Origin of the sequence: Aquimarina sp. BL5 (genome assembly GCF_003443675.1) — a bacterium.
GTDB lineage: Bacteria > Bacteroidota > Bacteroidia > Flavobacteriales > Flavobacteriaceae > Aquimarina.
Genome location: NZ_CP031963.1, coordinates 2,940,110 through 2,962,622, shown reverse-complemented (window position 1 = coordinate 2,962,622; position 22,513 = coordinate 2,940,110). Strand labels below are relative to the sequence as shown.

Annotated in this window: 26 protein-coding genes; 3 read left to right on the top strand and 23 right to left on the bottom strand. The window is 32.3% G+C overall.

What is annotated here, in order from left to right; genetic code table 11:
• Positions 1-14: 14 nt before the first annotated feature.
• Positions 15-461 carry a TM2 domain-containing protein gene (locus D1818_RS12665; protein ID WP_118459370.1) on the bottom strand — a complete coding sequence of 149 codons (447 nt, stop codon included), beginning with the start codon at positions 459-461 and terminating at the stop codon, positions 15-17.
• Positions 462-613: 152 nt separating this feature from the next.
• A complete protein-coding gene (locus tag D1818_RS12660; protein WP_118459369.1) occupies positions 614-1,114 on the bottom strand; it encodes a MarR family winged helix-turn-helix transcriptional regulator in 501 nt (166 codons plus the stop codon).
• 118 nt (positions 1,115-1,232) lie between these two features.
• Between D1818_RS12660 and D1818_RS12655 the strand changes: the two genes are divergently transcribed.
• Positions 1,233-2,186, top strand: coding sequence for a hypothetical protein (locus D1818_RS12655; RefSeq protein ID WP_120752401.1), 954 nt, complete (start codon positions 1,233-1,235; stop codon positions 2,184-2,186).
• On the opposite strand, the gene D1818_RS12650 is transcribed toward D1818_RS12655, so the two are convergent.
• The 8 genes from D1818_RS12650 to D1818_RS12615 form a co-directional block, all read right to left on the bottom strand.
• The gene (locus D1818_RS12650) at positions 2,181-2,564 is read right to left on the bottom strand and encodes a VOC family protein (RefSeq protein ID WP_118459367.1); all 384 of its coding nucleotides are present in this window, start codon (positions 2,562-2,564) and stop codon (positions 2,181-2,183) included. The genes D1818_RS12655 and D1818_RS12650 overlap by 6 nt on opposite strands.
• A gap of 48 nt (positions 2,565-2,612) precedes the next feature.
• Positions 2,613-3,071 (bottom strand): DUF1801 domain-containing protein, encoded by a 459-nt coding sequence (locus D1818_RS12645; protein ID WP_118459366.1) that lies wholly within the window; start codon positions 3,069-3,071, stop codon positions 2,613-2,615.
• Between the two features lie 11 nt (positions 3,072-3,082).
• Positions 3,083-3,604 carry a DUF4199 domain-containing protein gene (locus D1818_RS12640; RefSeq protein ID WP_118459365.1) on the bottom strand — a complete coding sequence of 174 codons (522 nt, stop codon included), beginning with the start codon at positions 3,602-3,604 and terminating at the stop codon, positions 3,083-3,085.
• 148 nt (positions 3,605-3,752) lie between these two features.
• The gene (locus D1818_RS25850) at positions 3,753-4,169 is read right to left on the bottom strand and encodes a response regulator transcription factor (RefSeq protein ID WP_118459364.1); all 417 of its coding nucleotides are present in this window, start codon (positions 4,167-4,169) and stop codon (positions 3,753-3,755) included.
• Positions 4,170-4,194: 25 nt separating this feature from the next.
• Positions 4,195-4,773, bottom strand: a complete 579-nt coding sequence (locus tag D1818_RS12630) for a hypothetical protein (protein ID WP_118459363.1) — start codon at positions 4,771-4,773, stop codon at positions 4,195-4,197.
• Positions 4,774-4,808: 35 nt separating this feature from the next.
• The gene (locus D1818_RS12625) at positions 4,809-5,750 is read right to left on the bottom strand and encodes a 2-hydroxyacid dehydrogenase (RefSeq protein WP_118459362.1); all 942 of its coding nucleotides are present in this window, start codon (positions 5,748-5,750) and stop codon (positions 4,809-4,811) included.
• Between the two features lie 64 nt (positions 5,751-5,814).
• Entirely contained in the window at positions 5,815-6,432 is a 618-nt protein-coding gene (locus D1818_RS12620; RefSeq protein WP_118459361.1) for a glycoside hydrolase family 19 protein, read from the bottom strand.
• Positions 6,429-7,211 (bottom strand): hypothetical protein, encoded by a 783-nt coding sequence (locus D1818_RS12615; RefSeq protein WP_118459360.1) that lies wholly within the window; start codon positions 7,209-7,211, stop codon positions 6,429-6,431. Before D1818_RS12615 ends, D1818_RS12620 begins: the two co-directional genes overlap by 4 nt.
• 417 nt (positions 7,212-7,628) lie before the next feature.
• Here D1818_RS12615 and D1818_RS12610 point away from each other — a divergent pair, with 417 nt between their 5' ends.
• A complete protein-coding gene (locus D1818_RS12610) occupies positions 7,629-8,063 on the top strand; it encodes a hypothetical protein (RefSeq protein WP_118459359.1) in 435 nt (144 codons plus the stop codon).
• 69 nt (positions 8,064-8,132) lie between these two features.
• Here D1818_RS12610 and D1818_RS12605 read toward each other — a convergent pair whose 3' ends face one another.
• The 12 genes from D1818_RS12605 to serS form a co-directional block, all read right to left on the bottom strand.
• Entirely contained in the window at positions 8,133-9,221 is a 1,089-nt protein-coding gene (locus tag D1818_RS12605) for a Gfo/Idh/MocA family protein (RefSeq protein WP_118459358.1), read from the bottom strand.
• A 155-nt stretch (positions 9,222-9,376) separates the two neighbouring features.
• Positions 9,377-9,742: a cupin domain-containing protein gene (locus D1818_RS12600; RefSeq protein ID WP_118459357.1), complete on the bottom strand. Its 366-nt coding sequence runs from the start codon at positions 9,740-9,742 to the stop codon at positions 9,377-9,379.
• Positions 9,743-9,757: 15 nt separating this feature from the next.
• Positions 9,758-10,153, bottom strand: coding sequence for a thioesterase family protein (locus tag D1818_RS12595; RefSeq protein WP_118459356.1), 396 nt, complete (start codon positions 10,151-10,153; stop codon positions 9,758-9,760).
• Positions 10,154-10,215: 62 nt separating this feature from the next.
• A complete protein-coding gene (gene mgtE / locus D1818_RS12590) occupies positions 10,216-11,571 on the bottom strand; it encodes a magnesium transporter (RefSeq protein WP_118459355.1) in 1,356 nt (451 codons plus the stop codon).
• A gap of 86 nt (positions 11,572-11,657) precedes the next feature.
• Entirely contained in the window at positions 11,658-12,524 is an 867-nt protein-coding gene (rsmA, locus tag D1818_RS12585) for a 16S rRNA (adenine(1518)-N(6)/adenine(1519)-N(6))-dimethyltransferase RsmA (RefSeq protein ID WP_118459354.1), read from the bottom strand.
• A gap of 1 nt (position 12,525) precedes the next feature.
• A complete protein-coding gene (locus D1818_RS12580) occupies positions 12,526-12,954 on the bottom strand; it encodes a hypothetical protein (protein WP_118459353.1) in 429 nt (142 codons plus the stop codon).
• Between the two features lie 2 nt (positions 12,955-12,956).
• Positions 12,957-13,265 carry a DUF4286 family protein gene (locus tag D1818_RS12575; protein WP_118459352.1) on the bottom strand — a complete coding sequence of 103 codons (309 nt, stop codon included), beginning with the start codon at positions 13,263-13,265 and terminating at the stop codon, positions 12,957-12,959.
• Between the two features lie 323 nt (positions 13,266-13,588).
• A complete protein-coding gene (locus D1818_RS25610) occupies positions 13,589-13,837 on the bottom strand; it encodes an AraC family transcriptional regulator (protein WP_233558513.1) in 249 nt (82 codons plus the stop codon).
• 2 nt (positions 13,838-13,839) lie between these two features.
• Positions 13,840-14,460 (bottom strand): AraC family ligand binding domain-containing protein, encoded by a 621-nt coding sequence (locus tag D1818_RS12570; protein WP_199726266.1) that lies wholly within the window; start codon positions 14,458-14,460, stop codon positions 13,840-13,842.
• A gap of 67 nt (positions 14,461-14,527) precedes the next feature.
• Positions 14,528-14,830, bottom strand: a complete 303-nt coding sequence (locus tag D1818_RS12565; protein WP_118459351.1) for a putative quinol monooxygenase — start codon at positions 14,828-14,830, stop codon at positions 14,528-14,530.
• A gap of 353 nt (positions 14,831-15,183) precedes the next feature.
• Complete coding sequence (locus tag D1818_RS12560) at positions 15,184-16,971, bottom strand: tetratricopeptide repeat protein (protein WP_118459350.1); 1,788 nt, start codon at positions 16,969-16,971, stop codon at positions 15,184-15,186.
• Between the two features lie 83 nt (positions 16,972-17,054).
• A complete protein-coding gene (gene serS / locus D1818_RS12555; RefSeq protein WP_118459349.1) occupies positions 17,055-18,326 on the bottom strand; it encodes a serine--tRNA ligase in 1,272 nt (423 codons plus the stop codon).
• A gap of 311 nt (positions 18,327-18,637) precedes the next feature.
• On the opposite strand from serS, the gene D1818_RS12550 reads away from it, so the two are divergent.
• Positions 18,638-21,781, top strand: a complete 3,144-nt coding sequence (locus tag D1818_RS12550) for a CHAT domain-containing protein (RefSeq protein ID WP_118459348.1) — start codon at positions 18,638-18,640, stop codon at positions 21,779-21,781.
• On the opposite strand, the gene D1818_RS12545 is transcribed toward D1818_RS12550, so the two are convergent.
• Positions 21,761-22,513, bottom strand: a complete 753-nt coding sequence (locus D1818_RS12545) for a tol-pal system YbgF family protein (protein WP_118459347.1) — start codon at positions 22,511-22,513, stop codon at positions 21,761-21,763. The two genes, D1818_RS12550 and D1818_RS12545, sit on opposite strands and share 21 nt — an antisense overlap.

Here is a 22,513-nt window from a genome sequence, read left to right as displayed (position 1 = left end):
TTTATATTTATTTTCTAGAACCAAGGTTTTTTTCCTACCTGGTAGGTTTGATAAAATTCATCGTCCGATTTGGTTAGGTAGATAATTCCTTCTATTAATCCAATTACTCCAGGAACCCATACAAAAAGATATCCGATAAGGAAACAGGAAAGAATAAAACCTGCTATAAAAATTCCTAATAAAATAAATCCTTCTTTGTTATAACCTAGAATGAATTTATGAACACCAAAAGCTCCCAATACAATCCCCAAAATTCCGGCAAGAACTTTTTTGTTTTCGCCATTGTCACTGCCAAATGTTTCTTTTACTTCTTCAACAAATTCTTCTGCGGTTTCTTTTGCTTCTTCGGCAAAATCACCTGCTTTTTCTGTTGCTTTTTTTGCAGCATCTTTAGCACCGTCTAAGGCATCTTCCGCTCCTTTTTTTAAATCGTCACCCAAATTGTTGTTTTCTTCACTCATAAATATATTTTATATATAATTGATTAATGCGTAGAAAGTTACAAAAAAAAATGATTGTACAGGATGATCCCGAAAATGTAACACTATAGAAATGATATGCTTTTGTTAATTTGATGATTTGTACGTTTTCAAAAGCTCCCTAAAAATGAAAATTAGGTATCTCTGGTTGCTGAAAACAATAGTTTTTTAAGCAATGGTACCAGTTTTTTTTGCTCTTTTTCGGAAAGACCACTAACAGCTTTACGTGCTTCAGCAAAACGAACTTCGATAGCTTTATCAATTATTGCAACTCCTTTTTTTGTTAGAGCGGCGGCCTTAATACGGCCATCTTTTGGATCCGGAGAACGATAAACCAGTTCCATTTTTTCTAGTCTGCCTAATAGAGCTGTCATAGCGCCAGATGTTACCAATACTGATTCTCGTAATTGTTTGGGTGTTAATAGATAAGGTTTTCCTGATCTTCTTAATGTAGCAAGTACATCAAGATCTGTATAATAAATGCCACTATCTTTCAAAGCTAGACCGGCACTTTTTTCTAGCTTTTTGCCAAGTTGCATAACTCTTCCTACTATTTCCATTGCAGATGGATCTAGCTCAGGACGCTGATTGTTCCAGTCGGAAATTAAATGATCAATGATGTCTTTTTCTATCATGTATAATTGTAAGTATTTGTTTTTCAGAAATAAAATTACAAAATATATCTCAATATTAAGATATTTTACATAGATTTGTAAAGTATCTTAATATTAAGATACTTTTTAACCCTTAAAAATGAAAAAAATGAAACATATCACTTTTTATTTATTTGGATTGGCTTGTACTTTTTTAGTTTTGGGATGCGAATTTTCTAAGACGAGTACTAAAAATACTATTGCGGAAAATACCGTTGCTGTGTATAAGGAACCTATAAAACATAATTATGCTCCAACAGTATTATCTAAAGACACTACTCAGTTGTGGTTAGCAGAGGGCTCCATAGAAAAAGATACGGTTCTTATTCTTGGAGACGGAGGACCTAAAAATCAATTAGATTATGAGTTTAATGGAAAGATTGCTATGGCATATTTGCCTAATTTTAAAAACTATTACAATGTAAATCTTCATCAAGCTACTACCTATAATGAAGAGATTTTTAACTGGAAACATGAATTTACTTTGGATATGGCTGAAAAAGAAACCACGAATACTTCAGAAATTATGTATCGTGCGATCAAATATTTTAAGGATCGTGGTAAATATGTTGTAGTTGCAGGTCACTCGTACAGTGCATTTGTAATTCCACATTATCTTGCTAATTATCCATCTTTGGCCGATAAATATATTATTACTGGAGGCAGGTTTAAGGCAGATTCTCTACAAACGGTCTATCAGCTCAAAGATGTAAACACAATTTTTGAAGAAAGTGGTAAGTCAATAAGAATACCAGATGAGAATCGACCACCTAATCCTAATCGTCCTAAGAAATACTTTCAGATAAGAACTGCAAAAAACCTTTTGAAAGCCGCAATTGGGAAACACGACTATACCCAATTATTGAAAGGTAAGAATTTGTCTAATATTACTTTTTTCTATGGAACTAAGGATAGAAATGTAGGTGTACCAACTGCTTACGAATTGGACTTTCTTCGGTCAAAAAATGTTCAAGTTATCGAAGCAGATAGTGATCACTATAATATCTGGAAAACAATGATCGATAAGATAGAGTCTGGAGATGTAAGCTTATAAAAATGCCTTGTCTATAGGCTCCCACAGTTCGATTTTGTTGCCTTCGGGATCCACGATCCATCCGAATTTTCCATATTCGTATTCTTCGATTTCGCCAACTACTTTTACTCCTTCTTCTTTTAGTACTTTTAAAAGTTCTACTAGATTTTCGACTCTAAAATTCATCATGAATTCCTTTTTGCTAGGAGAAAAATAGTTGGTGTCTTCTTTAAACGGGCTCCATTGTGTAGAACAATCGTTTCCATCTTTATCTTTCCACCAGAAAGTACATCCATAATCATCTACAGGTAATCCTAAATGCTTACCATACCATTCTTTTGTTGTTTTTGGGTCTTTTGTTTTGAAAAAAAAACCACCTAATCCTGTTACTCTTTTCATCTGTTTTTTTGTTTGTTATTTTTTATAGAAAGAATAATATTACTGTTTTTATTTGTTTTTTACATTAGCTTCATAAGTCTCAATCCACTTTTTTGGAGTCATTTTTGTTGCTAATTCTCCAATAAGCTGCAGTGGTATTTGATCAATTTTTTTAAATCGAATACAGCTTTTTCCCATGTCTAATTTTGTTTTTACATATTTTGGATATTCTCCTACAAACCAATCCATTAAATTTTTATCAGCATAAATCCCAGAGTGATACACGGCAATAAAATTCTTCTGAGAAGCAATATTCATAAAGGGTAAAGGTAATTTAGGATCGCAATGATATCCATCAGGATATAGTTCGTGCGGAACTACGTAACCGATCATTCCGTAACTAATTACTTCAGAAAATCCTTTTGGTAAGTTGTCCAAAATAACCTGTCTCAGGTTTTGCATTGTCTTTTTGCGTTCTTCAGGAATTACTTCAATATATTCATCCGGTGTATTGGCTTTGTATTGCATAGTGTTGGCTTTTAATTATTAGTTGAAGGTTTTCGTTGTAGAATGAGCCCTGAAATTAGTGAAATTATAAATCCTATGATAAGCACAGTAGCCGACATTAATAAAAAATTCATCAGTGGACTGGAGAACATTTCTTTCTGAGCTTCTAATTCGGCTAGTTTTATTTTAGATTCTGCTTCAGGAAGTGAATTGGATATTTCTTCGACCATGCGACCATAGTATTCTGTAGTAAAATCGGGATTTATGTATTTTATATAAATCACATCCAGAAGCCCGAATGCGATTGCTGCAAACAGAGAAATGAGCACGCCTATAGCTAATGCTTTTCCAAAAGATACGACTCCGTTATTTTCTTTATCGCGATAGTGTTTTATTCCAAAGAAGACAAAAAGTAAAGACACTACCATGGTGGTGTAACCTATAACCTCTTGCAAGCCGTATGATAGATTCTTACCTAAAAACAATGCTAATAGGAATAGTACAGATATGGTTATTGCTCCATATATCCCATAACGTAAAACAGTATTTTTCATTTGTATGTTTATTTAAAAGTTTAAGTCAAAAGTATCTTTTGAAATCAAAAATTCACTCATACTAAAGTATGAAATTATCATATTTTCAAAAAATTCACACATCTGTATAAAGTAAACGAATTGTATAGGACTCCTCTATAAAAACCTTTTACAAAGGGATAATCTGAAACTCTTTAGCAATTTGTATAGCTTGAGTTCTGCGTTTCGCATCTAGTTTCACCAATAGGTTTGATACATGAGTTTTTATGGTGCTTTCTGAAACAAAAAGCTTTTCTGCAATCTCTTTATTTGATAATCCTAAAGCTATTTCGCACAACACTTCATATTCACGTTTGCTTAATCCTAAAGTTTCTATTTTTTTGTGATCGATCTCTTTAGTGATAGTTTTATGTTTATGTAATACTTTTTTATTAATAATAACTCCAATAATAAAAAAGACAATGGCGATTCCTGCGATAATAAATTCTATGGAAGTATTACCAGAAACAAGACTATATGTACTTAACTGAAAAAGTATCAATAATGCTAAGACTAATGCCCCGAAGATGAATATGGTTTTCCTCACGATATAAATGTAATAAAACTGAAGTTTATTTAGAGAGTAAATGGATTTCTTGCCTTATATTATTTTTAGCCTGATTTTCTAACCTATGGTAGAAATAGTCAGTTTTAAAAATTCTGGACATATCTAGAAAGTTTTTAAGCACTTTAATTCGACCTTTGTTATACATAAAATCAGGATAGTATTTGTATTCTCTCCTCACGTCCGTATAATATGTTCTATAATCTTCCCAAGAACTTCCTAAAATAGAAAGGTCGGCATCGGTGAAATGATTGACGTCCTTATCCTTCGAAATTTGATGTCCTTTTGTTGCTAGAATAATCTCCTTACAAAGTTGTATTCTTTCAGGATCTATGGATAATGAACCAAGTATATCTATAGCTTTTTGTGCGCTTTTCTCTTCATTATCTTGTTTTAAAACATTGTACACAAAATCATGATAGAATATTGCAAATAAAATAATATCCCAATCCAAAATTTCTTCTTTTATCAAAAGTAAGTTCTGATATAAGTTTTCCAAATGCGAAAGGTTGTGATAATATCTACTTTTCTTACTATGATTTCTAGCGATTTCATCCCATAAAGAATCGGTATATTCTTTATCCACTGAATATTTAGAGACGAGCGATATAAAAACTTCTTTTAGCAAAATTCGGCTTTGATTTTATCCACAATGGTTTGGGCAAGTTTTTCTTTTGACTCTATAGTCCAACCAGCGATATGAGGGCTAAGAATAACATTATCCATTTTTATTAATTTTTTTAAAGGCTCTGGCATTTCCACTTCTGAAGAAAATAGTTGCTCAAAAGAAGATTTTTCGTATTCTAAGACGTCTAATCCAGCACCTAAGATTTTTCCGGATTTTAGCGCTTCTACCAAATCTTTTGTGACCACGCTATTTCCTCTTGCGGTATTGATAAGCCAGAAAGGTTTTTTGAACTTATTAATAAACTCTGTAGTAACCATTTTGTCGGTTAATGGCGTCCAGGGTGTATGCAAGCTCAGTACATCTGTTTTTTCGAAAAGCTCCTCTAAAGTTACTTGAGTAGCGTCACTATTTTCTATAGCTGACTTGATGTCATAACAGATAATTTCTACATCAAAACCTCTTAGTTTACGTGCAAAAGATCTACCCATATTACCATAGCCAATAATCCCAACTGTTTTTAGGTCTAGTTCTATGCCTCGATTTTCTTCGCGATTCCATTGTCCATTTTTTACCTGATGATCCGCGGTGTTTAATTTATTGAATAATGATAGGATCATTCCTAGCGCGTGTTCTCCAACAGCATTACGATTTCCTTCAGGTGCAGAAAAAAGTTTAACTCCTTTTTTTTCTGCATATTCAGTGTCGATACTCTCTAATCCCGCACCTACACGGCCAATAAACTTAAGGTTTGTTGCCTGATCTAAAAAAGCTTTATCAATTTTAAAACGACTTCTAATGATAATACCATCATACTCTTTAATTTTTGATTCAATTTCTGATTTGGTAGAAGTATAATCTTCTTCGTTTTTAAAACCTACATTATTTAGTTGCTGAATTAGTAATGGATGATTGGCATCTATGTGGAGTATTCTCATGATTCACTTATTGGTATTTCAAAAATAACCAATAAAAGATGAAATGTTTTTAATGAAAGTACAATTATAACGTATATAGTTTTTTAAACTCTTCTAAGAAATGTTGTCGGCTTTGTAATCCATTATATCCGCCATTAATTAGTTTAGTGACCATATGGATATCATCAGCATCAGCATATTTGTTGATCTTTCTTTTCTGCCAATACCAGCAGGCAGAAGTCAATGCCCACTCTGGATTAGAAACTTGATCAGGATTTGATATGAAATCCTGTTTGGTAGTGTTAGAAAGCGCTTGGTAGTTTGATTTTCCTGTTAATTGTATCAAACCTCTTCCTCTATATTTCCATCCATCACCACTGGATTCCGTTCCATTTCCCATTCTGTTGGCGTATACTTTATTAGCAATTTTTTCTGGCTGTCGCGCATAAATATTTGCAGCTTCTAGAGTGGCGAAGTATTTTCTAAAAACTCCATATAATGCCTTTGCGGAGTAGTTTAAGTTTTCTGAAACGAATTTAAAACCTCCACTTTCATAAGTTACTTGAGCAAGAAAATTTGCTTTTCTTAGTGGAGTATTAATATCGTATTCTGGTAACACTGTATCAAATAAAGACACATACTTACTGGCGTATTTCCAGTTTACATCTGGAATTAAAGTCTTGAAATTTTCTTGTGTGATCATGATGCTGAGCTTGAAGGGATGAAAATTGCTTTGATTCTATCGATAATACCTTGTAAAATGCTAAAAATAGCATCTGATGAAAATCCACCAATAAGAGCCATTAACCCCTTATTAAATAGGTTTATGTCTTGAGCATCTTTTTGATAAAATGAGATAATCTCTGAAGAAATCAAACCGGCAATAATACCTAATACAATTAATGCTATATAGTATATAGTATCTTCTGGTACTAAAGTGCCATTTTTTACGGCTACACTTACACTTTTAAGTAGGTAGAAAAGAACTCCTAAACCAGAGATGGCTGTTAAGAACCCGAGGTTTAGAAGTAGAGGAATTCCTTGATTATCCATAATTCCTTTATCCAGAGAATCATTGTTTACATCAGGAGAAAGACCAGTAATAATGAATGCAGCAAGAAAAAAAAGTGATAGAAATATTAGATTTCTTACAAGTGGAAGCGTACTGAATAATGTTTTTTCTTTCCCTTGTCGATACAATTTTTTAGTGTATTCAATGGATTTAGGAGTTGCAGGAGCAATATTTTTGCACAATAAATTGTGGGCATTTATCAAATCATCTACCGAGCTGTTTTGGATAAGAGTATTTACCTCTGTATTAATAGTGATACCGTTATAAATCGCAAACGAAAGCATATTATTTATCTCATTGCTTAACTCATCAATAATTTCTTTAGAAATTCCTGGAACAATTTCGGGTTTTGGGGAAATTGTTTTAGTTGTCTCTACAGGGGCTTTACTTGTATCGGTTGCAGTAGCCATAATTTTGGATTTTGAAACTAATTGTTTAGTGCCTTAAAACTATAAAATTTACACCAGCAAAAGACATAGTATTTATACGTGTTTTTTGGTTTTTGAATTAGTATCAGTAAAAATTAATTGCTTAATTCTTAGTAGTTTTTCCCTTGCTATTGACTGCAATCGTTTCTAAGAATGGTAAAGGTTAAATCGTGGTTGACTCTACAAACTATTAAATAAACCGACTATCCAGAGGGTTTTCTTTAAGATTTCATTAAAGTTTTAATGTAGAATTAAGACCTAGTGATAGTGGATTATAAAAAAACACTATATCACTTATGTGAAACGAGTAGTTTTATTTTGTAAATTGATCGAGAAATTGGAAAGCATTACGATTAAACCTTATTGAATTATTTTAATAAAACCCAAAATTAAAACACTATGAGATCATTATTACTATCATTATTTATTATTACCCTTCTTGCTTCTTGTAAGTCTCAGCAAAAAAGCGATACCTTAAGTGGAAATGAAGATATTGAAAACATTACGGAGGACGAATTGCTTACAGGTAAAGTTCTAGGTAAGAGAAAAAAGAAAATGCAGTATGTTGCTGTAAAATTAGTGGTTGATGAGAATACTTGCATGAAAGCCTATACTGACGAAGATGGGTTATATGATTTTTTAATCAATCCTAGTAAAATGAAAGCAGATAGCTATTTTGAATTTGTTTATAAAGGATATGCAAAAAAACAAGTTCCATATAGTGAAATAGCAAAAAAAGGTACTGTCACTCTTAGTACTAAAGGAGATGTGGTAACAAGCACGGATTATCGTCTTTTTTATGAGTCTGTACGTGCATGTAAAGATGAATTGTAGTCTTGAACAAAAATAATAATATTCATTTTTAGGCCTGAATATTAACCAATATAGTTTGTAGGATAATAGCTATATCAAATTGATTTTACGATTACTTTTAGCGGAGTTATAAATAGCTTCCACAATTCTAATATCTTTCATTCCTTCCTCACCAGGAACTAGGACGTTAGTATTATTAAGTATTGATAGTGCATCATCATCCATTTGTTTAGCTTGTTGATTTTCTATATAAGTATTGAGTAGTTTTCCATCACTAGTCTCTCCTTGTACACCAGAATACATAGAAAAAGGTTGCAGTTGATACCATCCATTATCGCTATCTACTCGTAGTCTATGCATATCGTGTCCCACACTAGTTTTTCCGTGAGCAACTGCTCCTGATGGAAATTCTAATGTAAAATGAGTAGTCTCATCAGTTTCGGTAAATATTTTTGGTCTAGTAGTCATTTGTTCTGCTATAACGGATATAGGCTCTTCTCCCGTAGTATATCTAGCAGCATTCAAAGAATATACTCCTAGATCATACATAGTTCCTCCACCTAATTCTGAATCCAATCTCCAACTTTTTGCCGGATTTCCAACGTTATAACCTATCTCAGCATAAACTGTTTTAATATCCCCGTAGGGTTTGGTTGTAGCCCATTTTATGATTTGTTGAGTATTAGGTTCATGTTGCATTCTATATCCTATAGAAAGTTTCACCTTATTTTTTTGACACGCTTTAATAATAGAAAGGCATTCTTCTTCAGTTTTTGCCATAGGTTTTTCGCACCAGACGTGTTTTCCAGTATTGGCAGCCTTAATAGCATATTTGGCGTGTAGACCTGTGGGTAATACAATATATAATATATCAATCTCCGGATTGTTAGCAATATGATCCATTGTATTATAACTGTACACGTTTTTATCTGGAATATTGTATTTTTTCTGCCAGATAGGTATTTTAGAAGGTGTTCCAGTAACTATTCCGGTTAATCGACAGTGTTTTGTTAATTGTAATGCTGGTGCAAGCACAGTAGTACTGTAGTTACCTAACGCAACTAAACATACACCTAATTGTTTCTTGCTTGAACTAGCAAATAAATTGGAGTAGGGAAGCAAACTGCTTCCTAATAATAGACTTGTGTTTTTTATAAAGGTTCTTCTATCTAGACTCATAACATAAGTTTGATTTTATACCATTTGTCATTTGATTTTACAGGAAATAAATGTTCTTTTTCATTAAATTCAAACAACAACTGATATTGTTGTAGAAAAGTCTAACTAATTTTGACCTCTTATCAGTACTAAGGTGAATGAGGTTTGAAAAGTTATTAAATGTCAATATATTGAGAAACAGTCCGCTCAGTGGTGGTCTCTCCTGTATGTTTAGTGCTTGCTTTTTCGAATAAAAGAAGATGTACTTCTTCATTATTTTTTGTAGTAGGACAGTGTTCTACTCCCTTTGGCACTACAATAATTTCACCAGCTTCGACCTTTACTGTTTTATCTCTAAATTTCATATAAAGTGTACCTTTTACTACCTGAAAAAGTTCATCTTCCTGATCATGTTTATGCCACACAAAATCACCACTAATTTTTGCCAGATATACTTGATTGTCATCTACTGTTGCAATTCGATGCGGATGCCAATGCTTTTCAAATTTTGAAAGTTTATCATTAATGTTAATCGCTTCCATGTTTTTATATTGAATTTATGAAAACAAGGTACTTATTTCTTGATTGATTCTGGTAGGCCTTAACGTTTCTTTATGGAGTAAACACCACATGGTTTTAGCGGTAACAATTACTTTTTGGGTAGAAGTATTTATAATTTTAGTATGTCTTTCACTTTTGGCTCCGTGATGATGATCAATCCATGTTTGGAGTATTAGCTCATCATTTTTCAGTGCAGGGTTATGATACTCTATATAATGATTTAATACTACCCAAACGTAGGTATTTCTTATTTCTTGATTGGTTTTAGTTTCCCAGTGCTGTTTGGCAATATCCTGTATCCATTGCAGATAGACAACGTTATTTACATGGTTCATATCATCGATTGCTGACTGAGGTACTATTATATGTGATTCGAATATTTTAGCGTTCATGATATACCTATTGCTGTGCTCTTTTTTTTTGATAGATATTCAAAAAAGAGTTAATGAAAATATTAAAAACCAAGGATTAATTTTGCGATATAGAAAAACAAGAAAATTCCAAAAATATCATTACTTGTTGTTATAAACGGACCTGTTGCAATTGCAGGATCAATTCCTCTTTTATCAAGAATTATAGGGACAAAGGTACCAATTAGTGCTGCTACAATAATAACACTCATAAGGGCTATAGCAATCGTTAGACTAAATGAAATTTCATACCTCATTATAATCCCAAATAATATTACTAAAAGTGCTAGAGCAGCTCCATTAATTAAGCTAAGTCCCACTTCTTTTAATAATCGATTCCAAAGACTACCTTTTACATTGTCATTAGCTAAACCTTGCACTATAATTGCTGATGATTGTACGCCTACATTACCTGCCATCGCGGCGATAAGTGGTGTGTAGAAAAACAAGTCGCGTATTCTAGGGTTGGTCATAACATCCTCAAAATCTTGCATAATAAATACACTACCTAATCCTCCAAACAAGCCTAATATTAACCAAGGTAAACGTGCTCTTGTAAGCTCCCAAACATTATCATCAGCCTCTACATCCTGAGAAATACCTGCTGCCATCTGATAATCTTTTTCGGCTTCTTCCTTTATGAAATCTACCATGTCATCAATCGTAATACGACCCATCAAAACAGTTTCGTGATCTACAACTGGGATGGCTTCCAGATCATACTTCTGCATAATTCTAGCAACTTCTTCGCCTTCTGTATCGACATTTACATAGTCAACTTTAGGTATATAAACTTCGCTAATGTGTGTTTTTGCTGAGGCGGTTAGTAAATCTTTTAGAGATAATCTTCCTTTTAACTTTCCTTCTTTATCTATAACGTAGATAGAGTGGACTCGGGTAACATTTTCTGCTTGACGTCGCATTTCTCGCACACATCCTGCAACTGTCCATGTTTCTTTTACTTTAACCAGCTCTTTAGCCATTAATCCTCCAGCAGTATCCTCTTCATACAAGAGTAACTCTTTTATATCTTCGGCGTGTTTTTCGTCTTCTATCTCCGCAATTACCTCTTCAGCACGATCTTCTGGTAGCTCGGCAATAATATCAGCAGCATCATCAGTATCCATTTCTTCTAACTCTTCTGCAATTTCTTTTACAGATAGGTTGTCTAGAATACGTTCTCTAAAATCTTCTTCTAACTCCATAAGAGCTTCAGAAGTTTTCTCACTATCAAACAATTTAATTAGGTAGGTAGCTTGATAAAGGTTGAGCTCTTCGATTATTTCTGCAAAATCGGCAAAGTGGATTTCTTTAAGCATTTCTTGCAAATGAGTATCACCTTCATCATTGATGAGGTGCTTCACTTGTTCGATAAGCTCATTGGAAATCTCGAATGACATAAAATAGTTGTTTATGGATTTCTTTACAAATGCTCACAAAGATAACCAAAGAAATCAATTGCAGTTTAGATAGGTGTTAAATGAAATTAATTTACTGATTTTTCAATAAGTAATGTTAATTCTATAAACTGATCAACATTTAATTGTTCTGGTCTTTTGCTTAACATGTCCATTTCCTTAATTTCATCAATTAATTGGAAAGTTTTTAGGCTGTTTCTTAATGTTTTTCTTCGTTGTCCAAAAGCAGTTTTTACTACTTTGTAAAAGAGTTTTTCATCACAAGGTAGTTCCTGTATTGGTTTTCTAATTAAACGTAACACACCACTGTCTACTTTGGGTGGTGGGTTAAAAACAGATGGAGGAACAGTGAATAGATATTCGGCATCATAAAATGCCTGAGTTAGTACAGACAAGATACCGTAGGTTTTACTCCCAGATGTTTCGCAAATTCGTTGGGCAACTTCTTTCTGAAACATTCCTGTAAATTCAGGAATTCTATGACGTTTCTCTAAGGTTTTAAAAACAATTTGAGATGAAATGTTATATGGGAAATTACCAGTAATTGCAAATTGCTCATTGTCAAATAATGTGTCGAGATCATATTTTAGGAAATCCGCTTCGATAACCTGAAATGTTCCTTTACCGTTTCTGATTTCAGGATGTTCTAAAGGGAAATTGGTGTTGAGGTACTCGATAGATTCGGTATCTAAATCCATAGCAATTAGGTCAACATCTTTTTGGAGGATGTATTTGGTAAGTACACCCATACCTGGACCAATCTCGATTACATTGGTATAGTTGTTTAAGGTTAGGGTATCCCCAATTTTTTTTGCAATGTCTTCATCTTTTAAAAAATGCTGGCCTAAATGTTTTTTTGCACGGACAGCAGTCTTTTCTTGGTGCCCTTTATAGTTTAAGGATTGGGCTTTGTTTTTTTTGAATTTGGAAGACATCCTATGATTGTTTTGTGGGTGATTGGGTTTTTTCTAAAATAATTTTTTCTATTTCAGCACGATCCTTTTTTCTAAACCATGAAATTTCAAGATCAATTTTATAATCATCTTTAGTCACAATATAGGGTTCAGAACCTCCTTTAGCGGGATAGAAATTTTTAATAAGATCGTACGTAACTTCTTGACGACCTATAATCATATAATCGTTATAGAAACTAATCGTTGGCTTATTGGATCTTATGATTAAAAACGCAGCAAAAACAAAGGCTATAATAAGAAGTATAAATATTACTTTTTCGAAAAATGAACTTTCTACAAAAAAGGTAACTATATCTAGAAATATACTAACTATAAAAATAGAAAAGCCAGCCCCAACTATAAGACCAAAAATCTTAATTGCATATAGAAATGTTGGTCGGTATTGTTTCATTTTTATTGTTCGCTAATGATTTCTAATTCTGTTCTGAAAGCAACAAAATGTCCTGCAAATTTATTTGTTTTAGCTCGAAGGCGTTCTGCATCCTCAGCGTAATATTTTTCGAGTGTTGTTTTAGTATCTGTAGTATATTGGACAGAATAAGTAAGACCTCCCATTTCTTCTTCTACTAGAACTTTACTCATTAAAGCCTTACTGAATTTTCCTGTAGCCAGCATATCCGGAATATGTTCATTTTTCATCCAGTCTAACCATTGCTCATGTTTGGTTTCTTCAATGTTGATAGTAACGTTATAAATGTACATTTATAGAGTATGATTTATCGTTGATAGTATTGTGAAATGCAAAGAAACGAAATTATAATGGTTATCATCTTGTTATAATGACACGAGTCTATTGCTTATTTTTTGTAGGAAAATGTTTTACTCATTTATGTATAAAACAAACTAAGACTCCAAGTTGTAAAATAGTGTATAATACCTTTAACCAAGATTTACTACTATTATTATGACTGTTATTATTTGTTTGTACACGGCTAGTTGCACGAATAGCACAACTAAAAATAGCAAAAGGATACTAAATATAATACCCTAGCAATTAATTAGGATACGTTGTTATGTGTTTTTAATTAACTCTCCTGCTTTGCAAAACCTACTGTTTTACGATAAATATTAGGAGAGACTCCTACTTGTTTTTTAAAAAATCTACTGAAATAATATTCATCTTCATATCCGAGTAAAAAAGCCACTTCTTTTACCGATTTTGACGTAAGATATAGTTCTCTTTTTGCTTCGACAACTATTCGCTGTGCTATTAGTTTGGTTAGTGTTTTGTTAAAATATTCTTTAACAAGTTTACCTAAAACACTAGAAGAAATGTTTAGAATTTCAGCATAGTCTTTTGGGGTATGTTTTTTTTGTAATTCGTTTCGATAGAATATATTAATGATTGTAAAATCTGGGGTTTACTATTCTCTTTAGATGATATTTTTGCACTATTTGTATCTAATTTTTTTATTCTTAAGATTGAAATAAGAAATATCTTCAAATAAGATACAAGTGATTCGTGTTGTCCTATTTTGCCTTGTGTAATTTCTAATTCCATTTGGGTAATAATATTTAGAAGTGTTTCTTCATTTGATAAATTGAAAAAGCAACGCCCAAAAATACTATGAAACAATACTCCTTCTGTTTCGATCTCATTTTGATGTTTATAGGTGCAAAAAAAGTCGGAGTGAAAATTTAATACAATTCCAGAAATGTTTTTGATGGATTTTAAAGAATAGGGTTGGTATGGAGAAATACAAATAACTGTTTTATTTGGGATTATATATTTTTCTAGTTCTATTTGTAACTGAGCTTCACCTATAAGAATAAGTATGATAGAATAATAATTATGCCTTTGAATATGGTCAAAATTACTATCATCACTAAATGAAAATAGCTTAAATGCTAGTTCTCCATTTGTCTCATTGATAAGTGTTGATGCCTTGTTTTTCACTCTGAAAATAACTTAAATAACTGAAGATTAAGTGGGTTAAGTTAATCTTCAGTTATAGATTTAAAAATTAACTCATTTGCTTTTTTGAAGCTAATATTTCCACTTTTTCAATTGTAGGTTCTTCAGCTAATAATTCAGATGCATTTGCCATAAGTGCATTAGCAATTTTCCCAGTTAAATGTGCTTGTCTTCCTTCTTCGTGAGGGAAAGTATCAAAGATACCAAAAGTAGAAGAATCAATTTTGATGGCATACCAAGTAATCGTATCGGGTTCATCAATAGCTAAAGGAAGCGCGTTTGTAATAAAGTTTGCTACTTCTTGCTCTTTTCCTGTTTTTGCTTGTAGTCTTACTAATAATGCGAATTTCATATTTTTTTTATTATAATTAATAATACTACAAAACTATAGCGAAGTTCTCCTTCTGAAAATAGATAATTTAGGATTAATGATGGACATTTTTTTCTGTATCGAATCAAAAAAAGTTTCTATTTCGACTTACTACTTTATAAGATTACTTTTGTAAATGCACAAGATTTATTTATACGATGAATTGCTCATATCATCAATATATTCGAAAACACTAGGTAAAAGAAATAGAATTGAAAATAATGAAAGCAACCTAATTACTATAAGCATGGATATTACTTTCACCATCTTTTTTAGAGCGCTATTTTTTCTGATAGCACGATATACTAAAAGAAAATTGGCAACTTCGTGACCTACTAATTAATGGCATCGCCTCGTAAGGTTCGGTATTTTTTTCTGGCATCTACAAAATAAATACTATCTGCATGATTAAAGATTAGTTTCTCGTATAATTCTTTAGCCTTTTCCGGTTGTTGTAGCACATTTACATATAATTCTGCAAGCCAATAATAGGCATCATCAACAAGAATGTCATCAGGGTAGAATTCTATAATCTTTAGGTAGTTTACTTTCGCTTTTTCAAACTGTTTTTCTTTTTCGAACAATTTTGCTTGTCGTAGAAATGTTTCATCCTCAATTTTTTCACCTTTATGATTGACAAGTATTTCTCCGTATTTGGCGATAGCTTCTTGATTTTTATTCTGAAAAGCTAATAAGTCACCTTTCGCAAAAATCTTTAATGCGGTCTGCGTTGAATCTTCTAATGAATTGTCACTTATGATAAGACTCAATTCCATTGCGTCATTGGCAATTAACTGAGAGGTAGATGATTTCAGTACATCTAATTGCGTTTGTGCCCATGCAAAATCACCTTTGTAATAACTTGTTTTTGCTACTTTGAATCTAGCATCTTGAGCTAGAAAATTATTTTTCAAAGCGTTTTGTACTTGGGTGTAATAAATAAGTGCCTGGTTAAATTTTTGATCTAAAACAAGAATATCTGCAATTTTCATTTTGGCCCTAGAAGATTGAAATCTGGAAAGTTTTTCTTTATCTAATAATCGTTTAAGAAAATCAGCAGCTTCCTGTTTCCTATCTTGATTAAAGGCTAGGAAATGTGCATAATCAATTTGCAATCCAATAGTTTCTCTGGATTTTCCATACGTCTCGAAAATCGTGTTATATTGTTGATTAATCGCTTTATATTCTTTCTTGTCGGCAAGGTCAGTTTTGGCTTTCAGAATAATTTTATGAGCGGTTAGTTTCAAGTCATTTCCGGCAGGTGCTTCTAGAATGTAATCTAAAATTTGTGTTGCGGACTTTATATCTTTAGCTCCTATAGCAATTCGAGCGAGTCCAATAATACCTTGTAATCCTTCATCTTTACGTTTGTAAATAGCTTTTTCTTGTACAAAAGCTTTTTTGAAATCTTTTTGCTGCACAAAAAGCCAGCTAAGCATCTCATTGTAAATAATATCTGGATTTTGTTGAAGCTTTTTTATTAGTAATTTTCTGAAAATAACATTGGCTTCGTTTAACGGGTCATCTGTAATATATTGATTAAAATTTCTCTGAACAACATTCTTATAGTTAGGTTGTAGCTGAAGTAGGGAAAGATAGCTATCAAACATTTTTTCTAGCTTACCTTGCTCACCGTATATTTTAGCAAGTTGGACATTAAAATTAGCGCCAGGATTAGAAGCCATTCCTTTTTCATAGATTAAAGCTGCCTGATCGAGGAGATTATATTTTTCGAAACTTTGACCAAGAGAATATGCTGCATTTAGATTGTTGCCATTAAATTTTTTTAAGGCTTTATCATAATATGTTTTTGCTTTTACAGCATTTTCCTGAACTTCGTAATGATGCCCTAATTCTACAAGTAGTTGTGCATTGTTAGGCTTTTTTTCAATTTGTTTTTGTAGGATTTTTTCTGCCTTATCGAATTGCTCTAATTGCTGGTGTGATTCCACTAGCCCTAAAAGATAGTTGGTGCGATTGGGGTTTTTATTATATAGCTTCTGATATACAGAAAGTGCTTTTTCGTATTTACCTTGCTGCATATAATTCTTTGCCAGCTGCTCGGATTGGCCAAACACTGGGATCGCAAAAAATAAGGCTATATAGAATACGATAAAGCGCATATTGCAAGTTTTTTTGTAAATATAGCAAAATGCGCTTTGATATTTTGTTATTGGGACTGTTAAACTATTTGTAGTCTAATTGACTAATCAATGTATTCGAATCCACAGTAAGGAACTAAAACATCCGGGATTTTGATACCGTTTGGAGTTTGGTAGTTTTCTAAAATACCTGCTAATACTCTTGGTAATGCTAATGAACTACCGTTAAGAGTGTGCGCCAACTGATTTTTACTATTGGTGTCTTTAAATCTCAATTTGAGACGATTAGCTTGGTAGGATTCGAAATTAGATACAGAACTTATTTCTAACCAACGATCCTGTGCTGTAGAAAACACCTCAAAATCATAGGTTAGGGCAGCAGTAAATCCGATATCTCCTCCACAAAGACGTAAGATACGATATGGTAATTTTAATTCTTTAAGAAGCTTTTTTACATGATCTACCATTCCGTCCAATGCTTCATATGAATTTTCTGGTTTTTCGATACGCACAATTTCTACTTTGTCAAATTGATGTAAACGATTCAATCCACGAACGTGAGCTCCATAAGAACCAGCCTCTCTTCTGAAACAGGGTGTATATCCTGTACAACAAATAGGGAGGTCATTTTCATTTACTAATTCATCTCTAAACATATTAGTAACTGGTACTTCGGCCGTAGGGATTAGGTAAAGATCATCTGCAGTAACATGATACATTTGTCCTTCTTTATCTGGTAATTGTCCAGTACCATAACCCGAAGCTTCATTAACCAAATGCGGAACCTGATATTCCTTATAACCAGCTTCTGTGTTTTTATCTAGAAAATAACTGATTAAAGCACGTTGTAATCTGGCACCTTTCCCTTTGTAAACTGGGAATCCAGCTCCTGTAATCTTTACACCAAGTTCAAAATCAATGATGTTATATTTTTTAGCCAATTCCCAATGAGGTAAAGCTCCCTCTTCCAGAACAGGAATATCTCCTTCTCTAAATACTTCTTCATTATCATCTTCACTTTGTCCATCAGGAACAGAAGCATGAGGAACATTAGGAATTGTGTATAATAAATTTGTTAATTCATCTTGGATACCAGATAAACTGTTCGATAAATCTTTAGAACTTTCTTTAAGTTGACTTGTTTTTTCTTTTAAAATAGTAGCTTTTTTTACTTCACCATTTTTAAATAGCATTCCGATTTCTTTGGATAATTTATTAGAATCAGCAAGTGTATTATCCAGTTTTGCCTGAGTAGCACGTCTTTCTTCATCCAGATTAATTACCTTTTCCAGAATAGGAGCAGCATCAAAATTCCTTTTAGCCAGCGCTTTAATATACTCCTCTTTGTTTGCTATAATTTGTTGTACAAGTAACATGTGATTTGTTTTGGGCGATTCCACTCGTTTCCTCGTGGCCGGGCTATCCGCTATATCTTTTGTTTTTGTAATCCTAGTTATCATAGGAAAAAACAAAAGGATGCCGCTGCTATCCCTTTCGCGTTAAAGCAGCAAATTTAAAGAAAAGTGTGGGTTTTGTATGAACTAGAAAGATTTTTTTAAAAAAAGTATCTTTCTCTTAAAAAGGTTTATGAAGACACACCGTTTTTTGTATACATAATAAGGTTTTAATAAATAAAAAATGAACTTTTAATTTTGGTTACTTTTACTTTATTTCTTAAAACTCATAAATGACACTTAAACTCACACAGGTTTTCAGCTGGACTCTTTTGATACTTATTTGTTTGATTTGCAAAACAGGGTATTCACAAATATCCAAAGACACTATTGCAGCTGATTCCTATTATAAAAAAGGAGATTCATTATTGTATTATAGAAATTATAAAGAATCAGTTATATATTTTGAAAAGGCGATATCGATATACAAAAACACTAGATCTTGGAGTCAATTAGCGGATAGTCATAATAAAATATCAGGGAATTATATTAGCACCTTCAATTTTGAAAAAACAATTTACCATGCGGAAAGAGCTTTAGCAATTAGTGAAACCAGAATACCTGATAATGCTAAGGTGAAAGCTGCCACCTTAGATAATATAGGTACTTATCACAGAATTAGTGGTTCTGATTTTGCAATTGCTCTGGATTATTACAACAAGGCTTTTCGGTTACGATCAGAAAACCTAACAAAAGATCATCTTGATTTTGCAATATCTTATTTTAATTTGGGAACGGTTTATACCAATAAAGGACTGTATAAAGAGGCCCTAGAATATTTCGAAAAAGCACTTGAGATTAGAAGAAAAACGAGTATCGAGGAAACTATAGAAATATCAGAAATTTATCGACAAATTGGTAATGTTTTTTACGAGCAAGGATTATATGATGATACCTTAGCATATCTGGAAAAAGCTTTGGGTATTGCTAACAAGATTTATAAATCAGATAATTTTTATTTTGTTGATTTATACAACAATATCGGATTGATGTATAATTACAAAAACGAATATAATAGAGCCCTGGAGTATTATATAAAATCCCTTCACTTAAGCGAATTACAATTGGGGGCAGATCATCCTGATCAGGTGCGAATGCATTATAATATTGCGAATATTTATTATGCTCAAAAAATCAAGGAAAAATCACTATTTCATTTAGATAAAACGATAAAGATATGCTTACAAGCTTTTGGAGATGATTTTCCTAACCTTGCTTTACCATATAGCTTAAAGGGTTTATTGATAAGAGGAGAAGAAGGAGTGTCTTACATCAAAAAAGCACTTGTTTTAGCACGAAAAGTCTATGGAGAAAATAATGTTAGAACAGCTTATTTCTATTCTTATTTAGGCGAGCTGTATCACGAAATTGATCAATATGAAAAAGCATTTGAATATGCGAATAAAGGACTTGATATTAGGTTAAAAATTTTTGGTGAGCATAATTTTTATGTAGTCGAATCTTATAACCTTATAGCTACTTTCGAAATATCTAAAAAACAATATAAAAAAGCATTAGACTATTTAGAAAAGGCAATTTTAGCAAATAAACAACCTGATAATATTGTTGGAATAGAGCAGGGAGAGTTTGATATGTTTTTAAGCCCAACAAGGTTACTGACATCTTTAGAACGTAAAGCATTTGTGTTAAACACGCTGCATAAGAAAGAAAACGATGTGCAAATGCTAAAAGAAAGTGCCACTGCCTACGAAAAAGCTAGTCGATTGATAGAAATGATTAGACGTACTCAATTTAACAAGGAGGACAAGATGACATTTGCACGAGATGCAAAGAATGTCTTTTTTGGGAATATCTCTACACAGTTATTGTTGGATCCAAACACAAACGAATCTATCAGCAGCGCTTTTAATTATTCTGAAAAAAGTAAAGCTGGTTTTTTAAAGGATTTGTTGAATGAAGCGAATGCAAAAGGATATTCTAATTTGCCTAAAGAGCTGTTGGTTTTAGAAAAGAACTTGAGAAAAGTAAAGGCAGATGCTACATCTAAATTATCTCAACAGAAAACGGAAAAGAGTAATTCGGATACAAATATTTCTGCGGTAGAAAATGAAATTCTCGATATTTCTAGAAAGCAAGATTCATTAAAAACTGTGCTGGAAAAAGAATATCCTAAATATTACCAACTGAAGTATGAAAGTGAAGTAGTATCGATTGTGGAAATACAAAATAAACTGAACGAAAACGCAACGTTCTTAGAATATTTTGTAGAGCAAAATACAGTATATGCCTTTATAATTACTAAGAATACTGCTGTAGTAGAAGAATTATCGATAGCTGAACTTGATAAAAAAATAGAAAACTTCAGAAAAAGTATTACTCTTAAAAACACAGATGAATATATAAAAGAAGGATTACAACTATATAACGAACTTATCAGCCCCATAAGAAAGAATTTTAGAGGAGAACATCTAATTATTGTTCCAGATGAATCTCTATGGTATCTTAATTTTGATTTGATGTTGACTACTGAACCCGAAAAAGATGTAATGAATGAATTACCATATTTGCTTTATGAATATGCAATTAGTTATGCCAATTCTGCGAATATTTTATTTCGTTCTCATAACAGAAGAACAAAAGAAAATCAACTTCGAAAAGAGTGTCTTGCATTTTCTTTTTCTAATGAAGATGACATTGGAGATGGAGATGTATTAGATTTTGAAAAGTTTAGAAATTCTAAAGAAGATTTACCAGGAACACGTAATGAAATAAGAGCTATAGCAAATATTGTAAAAGGAAATTATTTTTTCGGTTCAGAGGCGGTAGAATCAAATTTTAAGAAGAATGCTAATCAGTATAGTATATTACATTTAGCTTTACACGGAGAAGTGGACAATGAAAATCCAGGAAATTCTAGGATTTATTTTACTAAGGCCAAAGATTCGATAGAGGATAACTTGCTATACAGTCATGAGTTATACGCTTTGAATATTCCATCTGATTTAACAGTACTTACCGCCTGCAATACAGGTGTAGGAAAAATAGCCAAAGGTGAAGGTGTCCTTAGTTTAGGTACCGCATTTCAGTATGCTGGCACTAAGAGTCTTTTGTTAACTAGTTGGGAAGTTCCTGATAAAACGACACCTGATGTTATGAAAAATTTTTATCAGAATCTGAATAATGGAATGGATAAAGCCAGTGCATTACAACAGGCGAAAATTCAATATATAAAAACGGCAGATGTATTTACGAATCATCCATTGTATTGGGGAGCATTTTATGTGCTAGGAGATAATTCACCTTTAGAAATTGATAGTCCTGCATCATCCAATTGGATGCTCTATTTTATTATTGGTTTATCTAGTATCGCAATACTATTGATTTTTAGAAAAAAATTAATTAGAAGTTTCTTTTAATCGTATTTCAGAATTTTTGTCATTAGGAATATCAAGGTATTTTTTTGCCGATTCTAGATCTTTTATATCCATATAGATCAAACCTTTATACCATAATGCTTCTTTGTAAAGACGTTTTGATGGTAGATTGATTAATGAATCCAATGTTTGCAACGCAATAGTAGTATGGTCTGTTTTATGTTTTGATAATGCGCGTATGAGTAATGCATCTTCATAATATAATTGCGAAGTATTATATTTTTTAAGCGTACGAATTGTAAGATCGTATTCCTTTTTCTCAAAATATTTATAAGCTTCTAGTATTATTTTTTTAGAAGGTTCTGCATTGTTATTTCTTACCAAATAATTCTCAAATCCTACTTTTCTATTCCAGGCATAATCAGTCAATTTATCCAAATCGGTATTGTTAGATTGATGAATGTAATACCAAGAAGAAATTAGAATCACAAAGATAGCTGCAATGCCTCCGATCCATTTAAAAGCTTGATAAGATGTAGAAGTAGTTTGTTTGTCAGAGATTAGTTCCTTCCATTTATTAGTTCGTTGTTCCTGTTTTTTATTTTTAACAAATTGATTTACAAGGTTTTTGCTTTTTGAGAATTTTTTCACTTTAAGTTTAAAAGAAGGATCCTGGATCATTCTTTTATCAAATTCGATCATTTCTTCTTCAGAAAGATCAAGGTCAAAATATCTTGAAATAAGTAATATGTCTTCGGTGTCTCTTTCTTCCAT

Coding starts and splice junctions, on each gene's coding strand:
- D1818_RS12665 (WP_118459370.1), bottom strand. CDS start 461: ATGAGTGAAGAAAACAACAATTTGGGTGACGATTTAAAAAAAGGAGCG.
- D1818_RS12660 (WP_118459369.1), bottom strand. CDS start 1,114: ATGATAGAAAAAGACATCATTGATCATTTAATTTCCGACTGGAACAAT.
- D1818_RS12655 (WP_120752401.1), top strand. CDS start 1,233: ATGAAAAAAATGAAACATATCACTTTTTATTTATTTGGATTGGCTTGT.
- D1818_RS12650 (WP_118459367.1), bottom strand. CDS start 2,564: ATGAAAAGAGTAACAGGATTAGGTGGTTTTTTTTTCAAAACAAAAGAC.
- D1818_RS12645 (WP_118459366.1), bottom strand. CDS start 3,071: ATGCAATACAAAGCCAATACACCGGATGAATATATTGAAGTAATTCCT.
- D1818_RS12640 (WP_118459365.1), bottom strand. CDS start 3,604: ATGAAAAATACTGTTTTACGTTATGGGATATATGGAGCAATAACCATA.
- D1818_RS12625 (WP_118459362.1), bottom strand. CDS start 5,750: ATGAGAATACTCCACATAGATGCCAATCATCCATTACTAATTCAGCAA.
- D1818_RS12620 (WP_118459361.1), bottom strand. CDS start 6,432: ATGATCACACAAGAAAATTTCAAGACTTTAATTCCAGATGTAAACTGG.
- D1818_RS12615 (WP_118459360.1), bottom strand. CDS start 7,211: ATGGCTACTGCAACCGATACAAGTAAAGCCCCTGTAGAGACAACTAAA.
- D1818_RS12610 (WP_118459359.1), top strand. CDS start 7,629: ATGAGATCATTATTACTATCATTATTTATTATTACCCTTCTTGCTTCT.
- D1818_RS12605 (WP_118459358.1), bottom strand. CDS start 9,221: ATGAGTCTAGATAGAAGAACCTTTATAAAAAACACAAGTCTATTATTA.
- D1818_RS12600 (WP_118459357.1), bottom strand. CDS start 9,742: ATGGAAGCGATTAACATTAATGATAAACTTTCAAAATTTGAAAAGCAT.
- D1818_RS12595 (WP_118459356.1), bottom strand. CDS start 10,153: ATGAACGCTAAAATATTCGAATCACATATAATAGTACCTCAGTCAGCA.
- mgtE (WP_118459355.1), bottom strand. CDS start 11,571: ATGTCATTCGAGATTTCCAATGAGCTTATCGAACAAGTGAAGCACCTC.
- rsmA (WP_118459354.1), bottom strand. CDS start 12,524: ATGTCTTCCAAATTCAAAAAAAACAAAGCCCAATCCTTAAACTATAAA.
- D1818_RS12580 (WP_118459353.1), bottom strand. CDS start 12,954: ATGAAACAATACCGACCAACATTTCTATATGCAATTAAGATTTTTGGT.
- D1818_RS12575 (WP_118459352.1), bottom strand. CDS start 13,265: ATGTACATTTATAACGTTACTATCAACATTGAAGAAACCAAACATGAG.
- D1818_RS12565 (WP_118459351.1), bottom strand. CDS start 14,830: ATGAAATTCGCATTATTAGTAAGACTACAAGCAAAAACAGGAAAAGAG.
- D1818_RS12560 (WP_118459350.1), bottom strand. CDS start 16,971: ATGCGCTTTATCGTATTCTATATAGCCTTATTTTTTGCGATCCCAGTG.
- serS (WP_118459349.1), bottom strand. CDS start 18,326: ATGTTACTTGTACAACAAATTATAGCAAACAAAGAGGAGTATATTAAA.
- D1818_RS12550 (WP_118459348.1), top strand. CDS start 18,638: ATGACACTTAAACTCACACAGGTTTTCAGCTGGACTCTTTTGATACTT.
- D1818_RS12545 (WP_118459347.1), bottom strand. CDS start 22,513: ATGGAAGAAAGAGACACCGAAGACATATTACTTATTTCAAGATATTTT.